13 protein-coding genes are annotated in these 16,460 nt (G+C 59.4%); all 13 read right to left on the bottom strand.

What is annotated here, in order from left to right; genetic code table 11:
• Window positions 1-52 precede the first annotated feature (52 nt).
• The 13 genes from gabT to KTJ90_RS07085 all read right to left on the bottom strand — a co-directional run bounded on the left by gabT (window position 53) and on the right by KTJ90_RS07085 (window position 16,406).
• Entirely contained in the window at window positions 53-1,369 is a 1,317-nt protein-coding gene (gene gabT / locus KTJ90_RS07145) for a 4-aminobutyrate--2-oxoglutarate transaminase (RefSeq protein WP_008926920.1), read from the bottom strand.
• A gap of 113 nt (window positions 1,370-1,482) precedes the next feature.
• On the bottom strand, window positions 1,483-2,616 hold the full coding sequence (locus KTJ90_RS07140; protein ID WP_110411293.1) for a M20 aminoacylase family protein: 1,134 nt from the start codon (window positions 2,614-2,616) through the stop codon (window positions 1,483-1,485).
• Between the two features lies 1 nt (window position 2,617).
• Window positions 2,618-3,544, bottom strand: a complete 927-nt coding sequence (locus KTJ90_RS07135) for a 2-hydroxyacid dehydrogenase (RefSeq protein ID WP_499026083.1) — start codon at window positions 3,542-3,544, stop codon at window positions 2,618-2,620.
• On the bottom strand, window positions 3,544-4,386 hold the full coding sequence (locus KTJ90_RS07130) for a GNAT family N-acetyltransferase (RefSeq protein WP_003852382.1): 843 nt from the start codon (window positions 4,384-4,386) through the stop codon (window positions 3,544-3,546). The genes KTJ90_RS07135 and KTJ90_RS07130 overlap by 1 nt, the downstream gene beginning before the upstream one ends.
• 11 nt (window positions 4,387-4,397) lie before the next feature.
• Window positions 4,398-5,729, bottom strand: coding sequence for an NAD(P)/FAD-dependent oxidoreductase (locus KTJ90_RS07125; protein ID WP_003852381.1), 1,332 nt, complete (start codon window positions 5,727-5,729; stop codon window positions 4,398-4,400).
• Window positions 5,730-5,851: 122 nt separating this feature from the next.
• On the bottom strand, window positions 5,852-7,516 hold the full coding sequence (locus KTJ90_RS07120; RefSeq protein WP_039659902.1) for an ABC transporter ATP-binding protein: 1,665 nt from the start codon (window positions 7,514-7,516) through the stop codon (window positions 5,852-5,854).
• Entirely contained in the window at window positions 7,513-8,364 is an 852-nt protein-coding gene (locus KTJ90_RS07115) for an ABC transporter permease (protein WP_419138549.1), read from the bottom strand. The genes KTJ90_RS07120 and KTJ90_RS07115 overlap by 4 nt, the downstream gene beginning before the upstream one ends.
• On the bottom strand, window positions 8,361-9,317 hold the full coding sequence (locus tag KTJ90_RS07110; protein WP_499026080.1) for an ABC transporter permease: 957 nt from the start codon (window positions 9,315-9,317) through the stop codon (window positions 8,361-8,363). The genes KTJ90_RS07115 and KTJ90_RS07110 overlap by 4 nt, the downstream gene beginning before the upstream one ends.
• A 40-nt stretch (window positions 9,318-9,357) precedes the next feature.
• The gene (locus KTJ90_RS07105) at window positions 9,358-10,965 is read right to left on the bottom strand and encodes an ABC transporter substrate-binding protein (protein ID WP_003852374.1); all 1,608 of its coding nucleotides are present in this window, start codon (window positions 10,963-10,965) and stop codon (window positions 9,358-9,360) included.
• An 82-nt stretch (window positions 10,966-11,047) separates the two neighbouring features.
• Window positions 11,048-12,325, bottom strand: a complete 1,278-nt coding sequence (locus KTJ90_RS07100) for an NAD(P)/FAD-dependent oxidoreductase (protein ID WP_499026078.1) — start codon at window positions 12,323-12,325, stop codon at window positions 11,048-11,050.
• Between the two features lie 10 nt (window positions 12,326-12,335).
• Entirely contained in the window at window positions 12,336-13,004 is a 669-nt protein-coding gene (locus KTJ90_RS07095) for a haloacid dehalogenase type II (RefSeq protein WP_003852370.1), read from the bottom strand.
• A 28-nt stretch (window positions 13,005-13,032) separates the two neighbouring features.
• Window positions 13,033-14,502 carry an aldehyde dehydrogenase family protein gene (locus KTJ90_RS07090; RefSeq protein ID WP_499026075.1) on the bottom strand — a complete coding sequence of 490 codons (1,470 nt, stop codon included), beginning with the start codon at window positions 14,500-14,502 and terminating at the stop codon, window positions 13,033-13,035.
• A gap of 446 nt (window positions 14,503-14,948) precedes the next feature.
• Window positions 14,949-16,406, bottom strand: a complete 1,458-nt coding sequence (locus KTJ90_RS07085; RefSeq protein ID WP_499026073.1) for an NAD-dependent succinate-semialdehyde dehydrogenase — start codon at window positions 16,404-16,406, stop codon at window positions 14,949-14,951.
• Window positions 16,407-16,460 lie beyond the last annotated feature (54 nt).

The following is a 16,460-nucleotide window of genomic DNA, read 5'->3' as shown; positions in this document are numbered from 1 at the left end:
ACCAGCGGGAGGCTTTCAAATTATTCTAATAAAATCAATGAGGAATGCAGATTTAACCCAACCGGCCCGTGGCGCGGGCCAGCGCAATATCAAAGATATGCAATGCCTCTTCCAGTTGTGAGTCGGTCGTGACCAGCGGCGCCAGGAAACGGATGGTGTTGCGATGCAGGCCGCATTTGATCAGCAGCAATCCTTCCTGGCAGGCGCTGTCGAGGATCTTCTGGGTAAGCGCCGCATCGGGACGCCCCGTTTCGAAGTCGAGAATTTCCACCGCCTGCATAAAGCCCACGCCGCGCACATCACCAATGCAGGCATATTTGTCCGCCAGCTGTCGCAGACGGGCGTTGAGCTGTTCGCCGAGCTGACAGGACCGCTGCAACAGGTTCTCATGTTCAAACAGATCCAGTACCGCCAGCGCCGCCGCACAGCCCAGTGCGTTGCCGCCGTAGGTGCCGCCTAACCCGCCTGGCGTTGGCGCATCCATGATCTCTGCACGGCCAACCACACCGGAAATCGGCAGACCGCCGCCGAGGCTTTTCGCCAGGGTAATTAAATCTGGTTTGATCCCCAACTGCTGGAAGGCAAACATGGTGCCGGTACGCCCAAAGCCGGATTGCACTTCATCGCAAATCAGCAGAATGCCGTGCTGGCTGGTGATACGACGCAGCGCCTGCATAAAGGCCGGTCCGGCTGGCAGGAAGCCGCCATCGCCCTGTACCGGCTCGATGATAATCGCAGCCACACGCTCAGGCAGGATCTGCACGGCGAAGAGTTGATCCATCGCCTTCAGGCAGTCCGCTTCGGTGATGCCGTGCAGCGGGTTCGGGAATGGCAGACGATAGATGTCGCCAGGGAACGGACCAAAGTTCTGTTTGTAAGGCGCGGACATACCGGTCAGGGTGACGCCCAGCAGGGTGCGCCCATGAAACGCACCATCAAACGCGATGATGCCAGGCCGCTGGGTGTGCGAGCGGGCAATCTTCACCGCATTTTCCACGGCTTCGGCGCCGCTGGTGAAGAAGACGCTTTTGAATGCCTCATCGCCGCCGACCAGTTTGTTCAGCCGCTGTGCCAGTTCAATGTAGCCCGGATAGGCCACCACCTGAAAACAGGCGTGAGAAACCAGACCCAACTGCCGGGTGACCGCATTGACCACCGCAGGGTGATTGTGGCCGACGTTCAGCACGCCGATGCCGCCAACAAAGTCGAGATAGCGATTGCCCTCCACATCCCATACTTCACTGCCTCTGGCGCGTTCGATCACCAGCGGATGGGCGGTCACTACACCGCGCGGCACATTCTGCTCACGTGCATCCAGTAACAGGCTGTTATCGGAATATGCTTGCTGCTCTGCCATGACATTCTGCATTTTAAACCCTCATCCACGTAACGTTCGGTTGGCTCAAGTATCGCAACCTGCTGGTTTCTTACGCTGCCGTAATTCCCCAGGCAGCGGCATTTCCTGTCAAAATCCCGCTGCATTCAGCAGGGAAATTTCTCTGCCAGCGCCTGACGAATCAGGGCGACAAAAACGTTAATGCCATGCGGGATCAGCGCATCATTGAAGTCGTAAGCGGCATGGTGCAGCGGCTTGCAGGGTGCCGATCCCAGCCACAGATAGGCACCGGGGCGCGCCTGCAGCATAAAAGCAAAATCTTCTGAGGTCAGCGCGGGCTGTGGTGCGAGGTCAGCCGGGATGCCCGCCTGCTTTAGCGCCTCAAGGGAAAACTGCGCTTCCGTTGCGCTGTTGATCGTCGCCGGGTAGTAGCGCCGATAGCTGACCTCTGCCTGCAGGCCGTGGGCGGCGGTGATGTGCGCCGCCATCTGGCGCAAACGCGCTTCAATCGTATCCTGTGCAGTCGGGCTGAAGGTGCGCACCGTGCCGGTGATGTTCGCCTCTGCCGGGATCATGTTGTGTGAAAAGCCACCCTGCATTCGGGTAACGGTGAGCAGCGCGGTTTCGCATGGGTCGAGTGCGCGTGAAACCAGGGTATTCAGCTGCACCACCAGCTCACTGGTCGCAAGAAGCGTATCGCATGTGAGATGAGGCTGCGCAGCGTGACCGCCGCCACCCAGCACCCGAATATCAAAGCGGTCGGCTGCCGCCATGATGGCGCCGGGCCGGGTCTGCACCTGACCGAGGGGCAGTTCAGGCCAGTTATGAATGGCGTAGACCGCCTCACAGGGAAAGCGGCTGAAAAGGCCATCCTCGATCATCGCCTTTGCGCCCGCCTGCCCCTCTTCGGCAGGCTGAAAGATAAAGCAGACGCTGCCGTCAAAGCTGACGTCGCGCGCCAGTTTTTCGGCGGCCCCCAGCAGCATCACAGTATGACCGTCATGGCCGCAGGCGTGACTCACCTGCTCTGCCTGGCTTTGCCACTCTGTGCCGCTCTGATCCTGCATCGGCAACGCATCCATATCGGCGCGCAGGCCGATCATGCGGTCACTGCTGCCCTTTTTCAGTATCCCGACCACGCCGGTTTTACCGATGCCGCGATGCACCTCCATGCCCAGCTGTTGCAGGAAATTCGCCACCATCTCGCTGGTGCGCTGCTCCTGAAAGCCCAGCTCCGGGTGCGCATGCAGATCGCGGCGCAGTGCCACTAAATGTTCCATCTTAATATCCTCGCGAACGGTCAATCTCACCGTGCAGCGGTTCGCCACGCTGGTAGCGCCGCAGGTTTTCCAGCAGTGCCGCAATGGCGCTCTCATTCTGCGTCTGGCTGGCGATGTGTGGGGTGAGCCAGATGGCGGGATGGTGCCAGAACGGATGGCCCTGAGGTAACGGCTCCGGATCGGTGACATCAATCACGGCAGCACGGAGCTGACCGCTCTCCAGCGCGTCGAGCAGATCGTCATGGTTCAGTTGCGGGCCGCGACCGGCCTGCACCAGCGCCGCGCCCTGGGGTAACTGATTAAACAGGGTGTGGTTCAGCAAACCCCGCGTCGTGTCGGTCAGCGGCAGCAGGCAGATCAGAATCTCGCTGTGCGCCAGGAAATCAGCGAGCTGAGCAGCGCCGTGCCAGCAGCGTACGCCAGGAAAGTGGCGTGGTGTGCGGCTCCAGCCTGCGCAGTCAAAACCCAGCGTCACCAGTTGTGCTAACGCGGCCTGACCCAGTTCGCCCAGCCCCATCACGCCGACCCGCCGCTGTGAGGCGGGTAATGCCACGTGCGCCAGCCACTGCTGCTGGCGCTGCTGATGAAAATAGCGCGGCATATCACGATGCAGCCCGAGCACCGCAAAGGTGACATATTCCACCATGCCCTGCGTCAGACCCGGTTCGATCATCCTGATTACTGGCAGGTCGGGCGGCAGCGCACTGAAGTCAAACTGATCGGCGCCGGCACCCACCGAGAAGAGCAGTTTCAGGTGTGGAAACCGCGCCGGAATGTCTGCCGGAGGCTGCCAGGCAACCAGCGCCTCAACCTGGTCTGGATCACCGGTCTCTGGCCAGATATGCAGGTGAATGTCAGGTGCATGTTCTGCCAGCCAGCGCTGCCAGATCCGCCCACGTTCAGGCTCCGATTTATAGACGATATGCATCAGGCCATCGCCTGCGTCATCAATCCAAACGCCTGCATACCCTGCGGTGTCCAGGGCGTGCCGCGCACCATTGTGGTGGGCGCATCGACCTGAGGAATACCGAGAGAGGTTAGCCAGGCAGCCATCGGCAGCGCGGCGTCGGTGTCGATTCGCAGGAATTCACCCTGTAACGACTGCATCAGCGAGGCGACCAGCGCCTGCGCGATCGCAAAGTCAGCGGCGATTACCGGGCCAATTGCCCAACCATGCCCAAAGCGGCGCAGGCTGGCGAAGCCCTGAATCTGCTGTGATGCGTCCTCTAAAATCACCGTCTGACAGTCGCGCAGTAAATGCGCAATAAGCGCCGGGCGATGCATACCGTGTGCCTGCTGATCCAGCGTCACCAGCGTGCTGTGATCGGCCAGTGTCGCCGGGCGCAGCTGGCATCCCGCCGGGATCACAACGTCTGGCAGCGTGGTGACTTCACGGGTCTGGTGCTGACGAATCTCACCACAGCTGACAAACCCGAGCTTTTCATACAAGCCTTTGCCCATTTCAGTGGCGTGCAGACGCACGTTGTAATCCGGTACTTTTTCCAGTTGCGCCAGCATCAGCTGTTTGCCGAGGCCACGCCCCTGCTGCTGGTTATCGACAATCACCAGACCCAGCGTGGCGGCACTGTCGCCCCAGCGCCAGAGCACGGCACTGCCGATCAGCCTGCCCTGCTCTTCAATCACTGTGCCCTCGCCCAGCTGCAGCGCCAGCGCCCAGTCTTCGCGTCGGTGGGGCCATTTCAGTGCCTGCGTCATGCTGAAGCACGGGTCAAGATCGTCTGGCGTCATTGCGCGTATTGTCAGGCTCATTAAAGCTCTCCTTACATCATGCCTGGTGTTTCAAGTCCGCTGCCGTCCACCAGACGGCTGTAGCGGTACGGCGTTGGATCAACGATAGGGGTGGCTTCGGTGGCAAGATCCGCCGCCAGTCGACCGGCTCCCGGTCCGATACCGAAGCCGTGGGCGCTGTACCCTGCAGACAGCACCAGCCCCGGCAGTTTCGCCACGGTAGAGATCACCGGAATTGCGTCCGGGGTACTGTCGATCATGCCGCCCCACGACTGCGCCAGCCGGAGGTTCGCCAGCGCCGGGTATTCACGCCGCATCGCCGCCAGCCCCTCTTCCACGATTTTTGCATCGGCGGCCGGATCGAGAATGCGCATGCGCTCAAACGGTGACTCGCGGTCAAATGCCCAGCCACCCATCGCCTCCGGGCCGTTGAAGAACGGCGACAGCCCAAGGTTGAGGGTGAGATTCTTGCGGCGACTTTTGAATGTGGGATAGAACTGACGAGCGTAACGCAGCCCCTGTGCGCCTGGCTCCAGACGCCCGCGACCCGAGACGGAGACGGTGTAACTGCCATCCATCTGCGGCCGGCAGGCAAAGCCCGGCGTGTAGAGCGGCATGGCGATCGCCTGCTCGATAGGCTGAGTACGGAAAGCGGTGCCAATAACGTTGCCCAGCGGCAGATCAATGCCATGACGACGGCAGAACATCGAGGTCCACGCTCCGCCGGCACAGATAACCCGGCTGGTTTTGATCAGACCGCGTTCGGTCCAGACGCCGCTGACACGGCCGCCAGCGATATCCAGCCCGCGCACCGCACACTGCTGAAACAGCATTGCGCCTTTTTTCAGCGCGCCCGCCACCAGCCCAGGCGCAGCGAGGCGCGGTTCGGCGTGACCGTCGGTCGGCGCTGAGAGACCGCCCCGCCACGGAGTGGTGCTGCCCGGCGTCATTGCTTTGGCCTGCTCCGCCGTGAGAATCGAACTGTTTACGCCATAGCCCTTTGCCATCTGGATCCACTTGTCCCAGGCCGCAATGTCCGACTCTTCCTGCGTGGCGTAGACCAGACCACTGCGCCGGAACCCAAGCTCTTCGCCAGTTTCATCATTTAGCTCACCCCAGCGTTGCAGCGCATAAATAATCAGCGGCAGTTCGCGCTCATCGCGGTTCTGCTGTCGACACCAGCCCCAGTTGCGGCTTGACTGCTCTGCCCCTACCAGGCCTTTCTCAATCAGCACAACCTTCACTCCCTGCTTTGCCAGCTCCCAGGTGGCTGCGGCACCGGCAATACCGGCGCCAATCACCACCACATCGGCGGAATCAGGGAAATTCGCACTGTCCTGTACATAACGAATCGGTGCAGGCATAACACAATAACCTCTGTTGTCAGTATCGGGTCTGGCGCAGGGCAACATCGCCGCTGTGCGTAAGTACGTCGCCTGCGCAATGCATCACTGCTCTGCAGGCAGGTAAATCAGAGCACGCTAACTCACTCTGCTTTTAAAATCTCTTCATGCTCATCCAGCCAGCCCTGACGCAGTTCCGGCACCGCGCGCTTCAGGCGCTCGAAATAGAGTTCACTGGTCGGCTTGTCGTAGTCGTTGCGCGCCAGCTGAGTGACGATCCGACCGCTCTTCATTACCACAATTTCGTCGCACACCGCGCGAACGGCATGCATGTCGTGGCTGATAAAGATTACTGAGAGGCCCAGCTCACGGCGCAGCTCGCTGATTAAGTCGAGTACGGCGGCGGCAACCACGGTATCGAGCGCCGAGGTCACTTCATCACACAGAATCAGGTCCGGTTCAGCCGCCAGGGCACGCGCAAGATTGACGCGCTGCTTTTGCCCGCCAGAAAGTGCCCAGGGACGCCGCCACAACACGCTGCGTGGCAGCTGTACCAGATCCAGTAGCTGATAAAGTCGCTGCTGGCGGGCCGAACCGCTCAGGCCATGAAACAGCGTCAGCGGTCGCGACAGGATACGTTCAACGCTGTGGGCCGGATTCAGTGCGGTATCCGCCATCTGGAACACATACTGAATGCGCCGCAGCTCGTTGTCAGGACGTTTTTGCATATCGCCCGCAATGTAGTGGCCGTTAAACAGGATGTGGCCGTGACTGGGGGCATTAAGTCCGGCAATGGCGTGCGCCAGGGTGGTTTTGCCCGAGCCTGATTCACCGATAATGCCAATCGCCTGTCCTTTCCACAGTTTGAGGTTGATCTCCTCAAGAATGCGCACTTTCGAATGGCCGTCGCTGCCGCGCGGGCCATAACCTGCGTTGAGGTCGCGCACCTCCAGCAGCGGCTGAATATCGGCAGCGGCCGGGCACCAGTTGCTGGGCCGCTCTTTCTGCCGCGCGGCGTCCATCAGTAAGCGGGTGTACTCTGCCTTAGGCGCGCCAATCAGATGCGCCGTGCTGCCATACTCCGCCATTTTGCCGCGCAGCAGCACCAGAATCCGGTCAGCCATCTGTGCCACCACGGCCAGATCGTGACTGACGTAAATCGCGGTGACGCCACGCTGCACCACCACGCGGCGAAACGCTTTCAGCACTTCCACCTGGGTGGTCACATCCAGTGCGGTGGTCGGTTCATCGAGGATCACCACATCCGGATCGCCAATCAGCGCCATCGCCGTCATCAGACGCTGTAGCTGTCCGCCCGATACCTGGTGCGGGAAACGGTCGCCAATCGTCTCAGGATTTGGCAGCGCCAGTTCGCGAAACAGGCCTATGGCCTTCTCTTTCGCCGCCTTGCGCGTCAGGGTGCCGTGAATAACCACCGGCTCAATGACCTGATCGAGAATCTTCATGCCCGGATTAAACGATGCCGCCGCGCTCTGGGCGATATAGGCGACGTTGTTGCCGCGAAAGGCGCGTAACTGGCCTGGCGTCAGGCTGTTAACATCGGTGCCAGCAACGTGAATGTTACCGTCGGCAATGCGGCAACCGCTGCGGGCATAGCCCATCAGCGCCATGGCGATGGTGGTTTTACCTGAGCCGGATTCGCCTATCAGCGCCAGCACCTCACCCTTCTGCACGGTAAAATGAATGTCGGAAACCAGGTCAATCTCTTCGCCGCGATCGGTCTGCGCGGTGACGCGCAGTTTATCCACCGATATCACTGGCATGGCGGTATGTGGTGTCACGTTCATGCTCCCTCCTTCGCCAGCGTCATCGGACGCATCGCCTGAAGGCTGTCAATAAACAGGTTGGCGCCAATGGTCAGGCTGGCAATCGCCAGCGCGGGCATCAGGACGGCAGGCGAACCGTCAAATAGCCCCTGCATATTTTCACGCACCAGCGTGCCCCAGTCGGCATACGGCGGCTGAACGCCCAGACCGAGGAAACTCAGCCCGCTCAGCAGCAGTACGATATAGACAAAGCGCAGGCCAAAGTCCGTCAGCATCGGGTGCACCATGTTAGGCAGGATGTCGTGAATGGCGATATACCAGCGGCTTTCGCCCCGCAGCCGTGAAGCCCGGACGTAATCCATGCTACGCAGCGAGCTGGCCATGGCAAAAGCGATACGAAATGCGCCCGGCCAGTAGGTGAATACCGCTGTGAGGATCAGCATCGGCAGCGAGGAGCCAAACACCGCGACGATCATCAGCGACAGCACTTTGCCTGGCAGCACCAGCAGCGCGTCATTGACACGGCCCAGTAACTCCTCCAGCCAGCGTCCCGTGACCGCGGCCAGCAGAGCCAGCAGCGTGCCGATCAGACTGGCCAGCAGCGCCGCACTCAGTGCCAGGCCGATAGAGAATTTCGCGCCGTAGAGAATACGGCTCAGCATGTCGCGTCCCAGATAGTCGGTGCCCAGCAGGTTATCCGCCGTCAGGCCACCCATCAGCGGCCCGCCGCCGATGTCATCAATACTGTGTGGCGCCAGCGGGGTGCCGAATACCGCCATCAGAAGCCAGAACAGCGACATCATCAGACCCAGCCGACCTGACCAGGAAAGAGACTGAAAGAAACGCCAGGGCAACAAGAGAGTATTCATGCGCTTCTCCATTTCGGGTTAAAGGCGATAGTCAGAATGTCGGCCGCCAGCAGCAGCACCAGATAGCAGGCGGCGAACAGCATCACGCAGAGCTGCACCACCGGCAGGTCGCGGTTACTGACCGCATCCACCAGCTGACTGGCCAGACCGGGATAGCTGAAGATGGTTTCGATGATGATCACTCCGCCAAACAGATAGGAGAGACTGAGTGAAATCGCGTTGGCGATAGGGCCGACCGCATTGGGCAGCGCGTGGCGCAGCACGGCGCGGAGCGGCGACACCCCTTTCAGCAGCGCCATCTCCAGATAGGGGCTGTCGAGCTGATTGATAATGGCGGCCCGCGTCATGCGCGCCATCTGCGCCACCAGCACGCAGCAGAGTGTCAGCACCGGCAGCGCGTATGCTTTGAGGTAGCTCAGCAGGTCGCTGTCCGGGCTGCCGAACGACATCGCCGACACCCAGTGCAGTTTGACGGCGAAAATCAGCACCGCCACGGTGGCCACCAGAAATTCCGGTACCGCAACCGTCGCCATCGTGCCGATAACCAGTGCCCGATCGAGCCGGGAACCGCGATTCATCGCCGCGATGATGCCGATGATCAGCGCCATCGGCACACAGATCAGCGTGGTGATACCCGCCAGTTCAAAGGTGGCGGGGATACGCTGCGCCACCAGCTGTGAGACCGGCAGATGGCTGGCAAACGAGGTGCCGAAATCGCCCTGCACCATGCCGGTCAGCCAGTGGATATAGCGCATCAGCAAAGGCTGATCGAGACCCAGCTGCTGCCGTAACGCCGCCACCGTTTCCGACGTGGCGTTCTGGCCGAGGATCATCTGTGCCGCGTCACCCGGCAGCAGGCTGGTGATGAAAAACACCACCGCCGAGACGATAAGCAAAGTCAGGATGCCGGCGCCAATCCGCCGGGCAATCAGGAACATCATGTATCGGTTCATCGGCGTACTCCTTAAAAGAGCCTGTTGGGCCAGGCGGGGATCAGGCTGACAGCCACGCAAACTCATGGAAGCGATAACCCATCATCATGCCCGACGGCCAGGCCTCTACCCCTTTGACCTTCCTGTTATAACCATCGGTGGAGCTGATAAAGGTGGGGATAATCGTGCCGCAGTGGTCATAGATCAGAGCCTGCATGTCGCCATACATCTGCTTGCGTTTTGCCTGATCGCGCTCACCGCGTGCGGCGACCACCAGCTGATCAAACTGGGGATTTTTCCAGCCCGATTCGTTGTTCGGAGCCGTAGAGAGGTAGAACTGAGAAAAGAGCATATCGAGCGTTGGACGCGGGTTTATCGAGCCATATCCGATCGGATCTTTCATCCAGTGCGAAGACCAGTAACCGTCATAGGGCACGCGGCGTACTTTCACGTTGAGACCCGCCCCACGCGCCATCTGCTGAATCAGCTGTCCGCCTTCGTTCGCGCCTTCGATATTCGGCGTAGTGATGATCTCTACTGTGGAGCCTGTCATGCCTGCCTTTTTGATATGAAATTTCGCTTTTTCAACGTCGAGCGGGCGCGGCTTGAGGTCGGCGTTGTAAAGCGGATGCCACGGCGGAACCGGGGTGTCATTACTGACGTCGCCGTATCCCTGCAGTACCGTTTTCACCAGCATTTCGCGCGGCTGCAGGTATTTCATTGCCAGCACGAAATCTTCGTTGTTACCTGGCTTAACATCGGTGCGGATGATCAGGTTGGTATACATGCCCGATTTACTCTCCAGCACACCAAATTCATTGCTGCCTTTAAGGCGCTTGCAGTCAGCGGCGGTCAGTGTCGACACTATCTGCAGATCGCCCGACATCAGGGCATTGACGCGTGCCGCACCGTCGGTGACACCAATCAATTCCACCTCATCCAGATGGGGCAGTCCGGGCTTGTAGTAGTTGGGATTTTTCGTGCCGATGGTGCGCGTACCTGGCATAAACGTTTTGCAGACAAAGGGACCGGTGCCGATGCCTTTGCTGAAATCGGTGGTGCCATCCTTCACAATTAAAAACGGTGGCGTTGCCAGCATGTAAGGGACATCGAAGTTGGCACTGTTGAGCTCCAGCTGCACCTCATTGTCATTCACCGCACTGAACGATTTAAACTGATCGGCCAGCTTAAAAGCGATAGAGGCGATGGCAGGATCTTTGTGGCGGCTGAGCGAGAAGATCACATCTTTCGCGGTCAGCGGTTTGCCATCGTGAAAGGTCACCCCTTTACGCAGTTTGATATGCCAGGTGATGCCGTCGCTGGATTCAATCGATTCGGCCAGCGCCGGTTTCGCCATCAGGTTTTTATCCAGTTCGGTCAGGCCGCTGTAGAACATAAACTGACGGGTGTAATCCGCACTGTTGTTACTTTTGGCAGGATCGAGCGTGTCGGTGGCTGACGCATTCGACATCGCTGCCCGCAGTTTTCCGCCTTTAACCGGCTTGTCATCCGCCAGTGCTTTCCCTGAAAAACCGATCAGGCCGCTGCTCATCGCCGCTCCCGCGGAGAGGATTTTCATCAGGCTGCGACGTGACAGTGAGCCTTCAGTGATCATGCGCGTCAGTGCCGGATTTACCGCATCAGCATCGTTATTATCAAATTTACTCATCTCTCTACCCTCAATAGTCAGGCGAACCGGGAATGATGTTCTGGCGGTGCTGGTGACCTGGCGGCCAGCACCCGACGGGACGTTATGAAAGGCGATCCTTTGCTTTGTAATAGAGTCCTGCGAGCGGTAAAAACCATGGCTTGCCGTGATAACCGGGTAGCGCGGGCCATGTGTCGCGCTGCCAGGGATTTTCAGTGCGCTTTTCGGTCAGCAGATCGGCCATCACCCGCCCCATCCACACCGACATCTGCGTGCCGTGACCGCTGTAGCCCAGCGAATAGAACAGACCATCCTGTTCACCCGCGTGCGGCAGACGGTCGGCGGTCATGTCGACCATGCCGCCCCAGCAGTACTCCACCGCTGCCTGTCCCAACTGCGGCAGCATCTGCGTCATGGCGCGGCGCAGGATCTCGCCGCTGCGCGAATCGGATGTCGGGTTGCTGACGGCAAAACGGGCACGGCCGCCAAACACCAGACGGCTGTCAGCAGTCGTGCGAAAGTAGTTGCCGATATTCAGCGAGGTGACGTAAGTCCGATTGTTGGGCAGCACCTGGCGCAGCAGAGTCGGGTCCAGCGCTTCGGTCACCACAATAAAGCTGCCGACCGGCACAATGCGGCGCTGAAACCAGGGGAAAGGACCGACGTTGGAGCAGCCGGTCGCCATCAGGACTTTATCCGCCACAATGGTGCCCTGCGCCGTGTGTATCCGGTGCTGATAGCCTTTAAGTCGCTCTAACTTCGTTACCGCGTGATGCGGAAAAATCTTCGCCCCGCTTCGTGCAGCGGCTTCAGCCAGCCCGACGCCAAACTTACCCATGTGCATTTGACCGCCCCGTTTCTGCAGCAGGCCGCCGTGGAAATCGTCGCTGGCGATCTCGTCGCGCACCGCCGTTTTGTCGAGCAGTTCGATCTCCGGGTCCACAGTGCGACGCATCAGTTCATACGCCTCCCGCAGTCCGGCCACGTGCGACGCTTTGCTGGCGAGCTTAAGCTTGCCGCACAGCCGGAAGTCACAGTCGATGGCTTCATTCTGGATCAGTTGCTGGACATAGCTCACCGCATCGTCAAACGCCCGATAGAAGCGGCTGGCCTGTTCCAGACCCTGACTTGCCACCAGCGAGGCGAAGTTCTGCGCTACACCGGTGTTGCAGTGGCCGCCGTTGCGCGCCGAAGCCTGGCTCATCACGTCACCACTCTCCAGCAGCACCACACTGATGCCGCGGCGCGCCAGGTTAAGCGCCGCCGAGACGCCGGTGAAGCCGCCACCAATCACCACTACGTCCGCCTGTACGGGCAGCGGTTCGCGGGCGGCGCCGGTAAAGGCGGGACCGGTGGCCTGCCAGAACGATTCCAGTTTCATGGGGTGTTCCTCAGAGTCCGACGACGCCAGGCAGGCCGCCGATATCTTTGATTTCGGTGTACTGGTAGTAGGGATTCGCCGGTTCATGGCCGCGATTGACCCAGACCTTGTTTTTGATGCCGAGATCGTAGGCGGTCATCAGGTCATAGCGGAAGCTGGAGGAGACATGGAGGATCTCCTCCGGGCCGCAGCCGAGCTTATCCAGCATGTATTCGAAACCTTTCATCTGGGGTTTATATGCGCCCGCTTCTTCAGCGGTGATGGTCAGGTAGATGGGTGCACCCAGACGCGGTTCATGGTGTGGGATCAGGTCTTTCATCGAATTGGTCAGCAGCACCAGCGGAAACTCCTTAGCCACTTTTGCCAGCCCGGCGGGCACATCAGGATGCGGTCCCCAGCTGGCGCAGTCAGTGTAAATAAAGTCGCTGTCGGCTTTGCTCCATGTCACGCCCCACTTTTTGCAGGTGCGCTGAATCGCATTACTGACCACGTCGTAATAGGGTTTCCATGCGCCGAGCACCTCATCCAGCCGGTAGCTGGAAAAGTCGGTGGTAAAGGCATGCATTGCATCCGGGTCGACGCGGTCGCTGAAACAACGCTCCGCCGCGCCAGCCATATCGAAGCGAATCAGTGTGCCGTAACAGTCAAACGTGATGAATTTCGGTTTAAACAGTGCCATGTAACACCCTCGTCATTGTCAGTTGCGCTTAGAAATCGATGAGTACACTTTTCTGGCGCTGGCAGGCCTGAAACGCCTGACGCCCTAAATCTTTACCAATGCCAGAACCCAGGAAGCCACCGGTTGGAATAATGAAGTCGCCGGAGCGTCCATAGCGGTTAATCCAGACGGTGCCCGCCTCTATGGCACGCATCGCCCGCATGGCACGAGGCAGGCTCAGCGTGTGCACGCCGGCACAAAGGCCATAGGTGTCATGGGCGGCCATCGCCAGCCCCTGCTCTTCGTCGTCAAACGTCTGTACTGTCAGCACCGGACCAAAAATCTCCTGCTGCACCGCCGGGTTATCCTGCGCCACGTGGCTCAGCAGTGTGGGCTGCCAGAACCAGCCGTTGTCGGTGTCGGCAAAACGCTCTCCGCCCACCAGCACTTCTGCGCCCTGTGCTTTTGCTGCCTCAATGACCGAGCAGACTTTGTTGCCCTGGCGTTCGTCGATCAGCGGCGCATAACGGCTCTCTTCCTGCCACGTGACACCCGGTTTAAGTTCGCGGCAGAGCTGGGCCAGCCGCTCAACCAGCGGATCGGCGATATTGCGTTGTACGATAAGACGGGTGCCCGCCACGCAAGCCTGCCCGCCGTTGGCGGTAAAGCCGCGCAAAATGCGCTGAGCCAGCACCTCAAGGTCACCCGCGTCATCGAATACCAGTTGTGGACTCTTACCGCCCAGCTCCAGTGTCACGGGTTTCATACCGTGCTGCGCGGCATCGCTCATGATGCGTTTTCCGGTCACGGTCGAGCCGGTAAAGGAGACTTTGCGCACCAGCGGATGGGTCACCAGCGCGCTGCCGGTCACCGCGCCACTGCCCTGAACAATATTCAGTACGCCCGCCGGTAAGCCCGCCTGGATCGCCAGTTCAGCCATACGCACGGTTGAAAACGGGGTCAGTTCAGAGGGTTTGAGCACCACGGCGTTACCCGCCGCCAGCGCCGGTCCGCATTTCCACGACGCCATCGACAGCGGAAAATTCCACGGGGTAATCGCGGCGATGACACCATAAGGTTCAGCAATCAGCATGCCGAGACTGCTGTCACGGGTTGGAAAGAGGTCACCGCTGTATTTGTCGGCGCATTCGGCATAGAAGCGAATCGCTTCGGCGGTGAACGGAATTTCATGCAGCACAACGTCGCTGATTGGACGGGTCGAACCCAGTGCTTCCAGCTGAGCCAGCAGAGTGTCCTGCTCAATCAGATCGGCCCAGCGGCGTAACACGCGACCGCGTTCGCGCGGCGGACAGCCGGACCAGCCGCTGGTTTTCAGCGCCTGATGCGCAACAGTGACAGCGCGATCAACATCATGCGGCGTCGCGTCCTGCAGCGTGGCATAGACCCTGCCATCCGAGGGACGCTTTACCTCAAATGATGCGCCCTGGCTCTGGCAGTGCTGGCCGCCAATATAATGGCCAGCCGGAAGAGAAACTTTTTCAGGGTCGAAACTTAACATGGAAAAATCCTTATTTGTTACACCCATCAGTTGCTGGTTTATTAGCGTTTTCACTGGCCGATTTCTGTGGCGTTAATAAGCTAATGCAGAAAGTATGCCAGCCGGGCAAAAAATAAAAATGCGTTTAAAACAGCGCAAAAAAATTTTCTGCCGTATTGCCGGGGGATTTTTTGCGGAATTGCCGAACAATTAAACAGATGATTTACTTCACAAAATTTATGCGCCCTGCTGGTGCAACCTGCACGGAAATTGCACCAAAGCGGATATTAGTGACCAGGCCGCTCATTCTTCGATTCCTGACTCACCGTTTACCGACGTGCCTCACATCCCGGATAAATTCTTTAAATTTTTAAAGAGTATTATTTGACGCCGAAGAATTCAGGTTGCGCATCAGGCAAAAAAAAACGCCAGCCGGATGATCCGGCTGGCGTTCTCTTAATATTTAATTACAAACTGCCAATGTGAAATGTTTTCTGTTCCAGATATTCATCAATTCCGTAGCGGGACCCTTCACGCCCTATACCGGAGAGTTTGACGCCGCCAAATGGCGCGACCTCCAGGGAAATAGCGCCGGTATTAAAGCCGACCATGCCAAACTCCAGCGCTTCCGCCACCCGCCAGGCTCGCCGGATATTCTCGGTAAAGAAATAGGCGCCCAGGCCGTAAGGCGTGTCATTCGCCATCGCAATCGCCTCCTCTTCATCATCAAAGATAAACAACGGCGCGACCGGGCCGAACGTCTCTTCATGGGCGATACGCATACTGGACGTGACCTCACCGAGCACCGTGGGTTGCACAAACGTGCCGTTGCCCTGGCTGATGCCGCCGGTCAGCAGCGTTGCCCCGTGACTGAGCGCATCGTCGATATGGCCGTTCACTTTCTCGACGGCGCGGCTGTTGATTAGCGGGCCTATGGTGCTGTCTGGCGCAAAGCCATCGCCCACTTTCAGGGTGGCAACGGCCTCCAGCAGTCGTGCGGAAAAGCGCGGATAGATACTTCGCTGCACCAGAATACGGTTAGCACAAACGCAGGTCTGCCCGGCGTTGCGGAACTTACTGAGCATGACGCCGGCAACCGCAATTTCAATATCTGCATCATCAAACACGATGAGCGGCGCGTTGCCGCCCAGCTCCAGACTCAGGCGTTTTATGCTGTTGGCGCTCTGCTGCATCAGCAACTGGCCGATTCGGGTGGAGCCGGTAAACGAAATTTTGCGCACCGTGCGACTTTCAGTCAGCGCCGCACCAATCTCCGTGGGCAGCCCGGTCAGTACCTGCAACACGCCCGACGGGAATCCGGCGCGCTCTGCCAGCACGGCCAGGGCCAGCGCCGAGAGCGGTGTCAGCTCCGAAGGTTTAACGATAATCGGGCAGCCGGCCGCTAACGCAGGAGCAACCTTGCGGGTGATCATCGCAATCGGGAAGTTCCACGGCGTTATAGCCGCAGCCACCCCGACAGGCTGTTTCAGCACCAGGATGCGGCGGTCCTCGCTGGGTGCAGGAATGGTGTCGCCGTAGACTCGACGCGCCTCTTCTGCGAACCATTTCACAAAGCTGGCGCCGTAGAGCACCTCGCCCCGGGCTTCCGCCAGCGGCTTGCCCTGCTCGGCGGTCATGATGATCGCCAGGTCATCCGCATGTTCAACAATCAGTTGATGCCATTTTTCCAGCAGTGCGGCACGGCTGGCGTTGGTGGTTTTGCCCCAGCTGATGCGCACCGTTTCTGCATAGGCTATCGCCTGCTCCGTCTCCGTGCGGCCCAGCGCCGGAATGGTGGCCAGCGTTTCGCCCGTAGCGGGATCGGTAACTGGCAGCGTGGCGCCCTGATGCGCATCCTGCCAGCATCCGGCAAACAGCGCCTGCTGGCGCAGCAGATCGCTATCGGTAAGTTTTAATCGCGACATAACATCCCCTCGTGGTCAGTTAATTCCACTTTATCGTGCCGGGTCAGCGCAGGA

Source organism: Pantoea jilinensis (genome assembly GCF_019104105.1).
GTDB lineage: Bacteria > Pseudomonadota > Gammaproteobacteria > Enterobacterales > Enterobacteriaceae > Pantoea > Pantoea eucalypti.
This window is presented reverse-complemented; position numbering and strand designations above follow the sequence as displayed.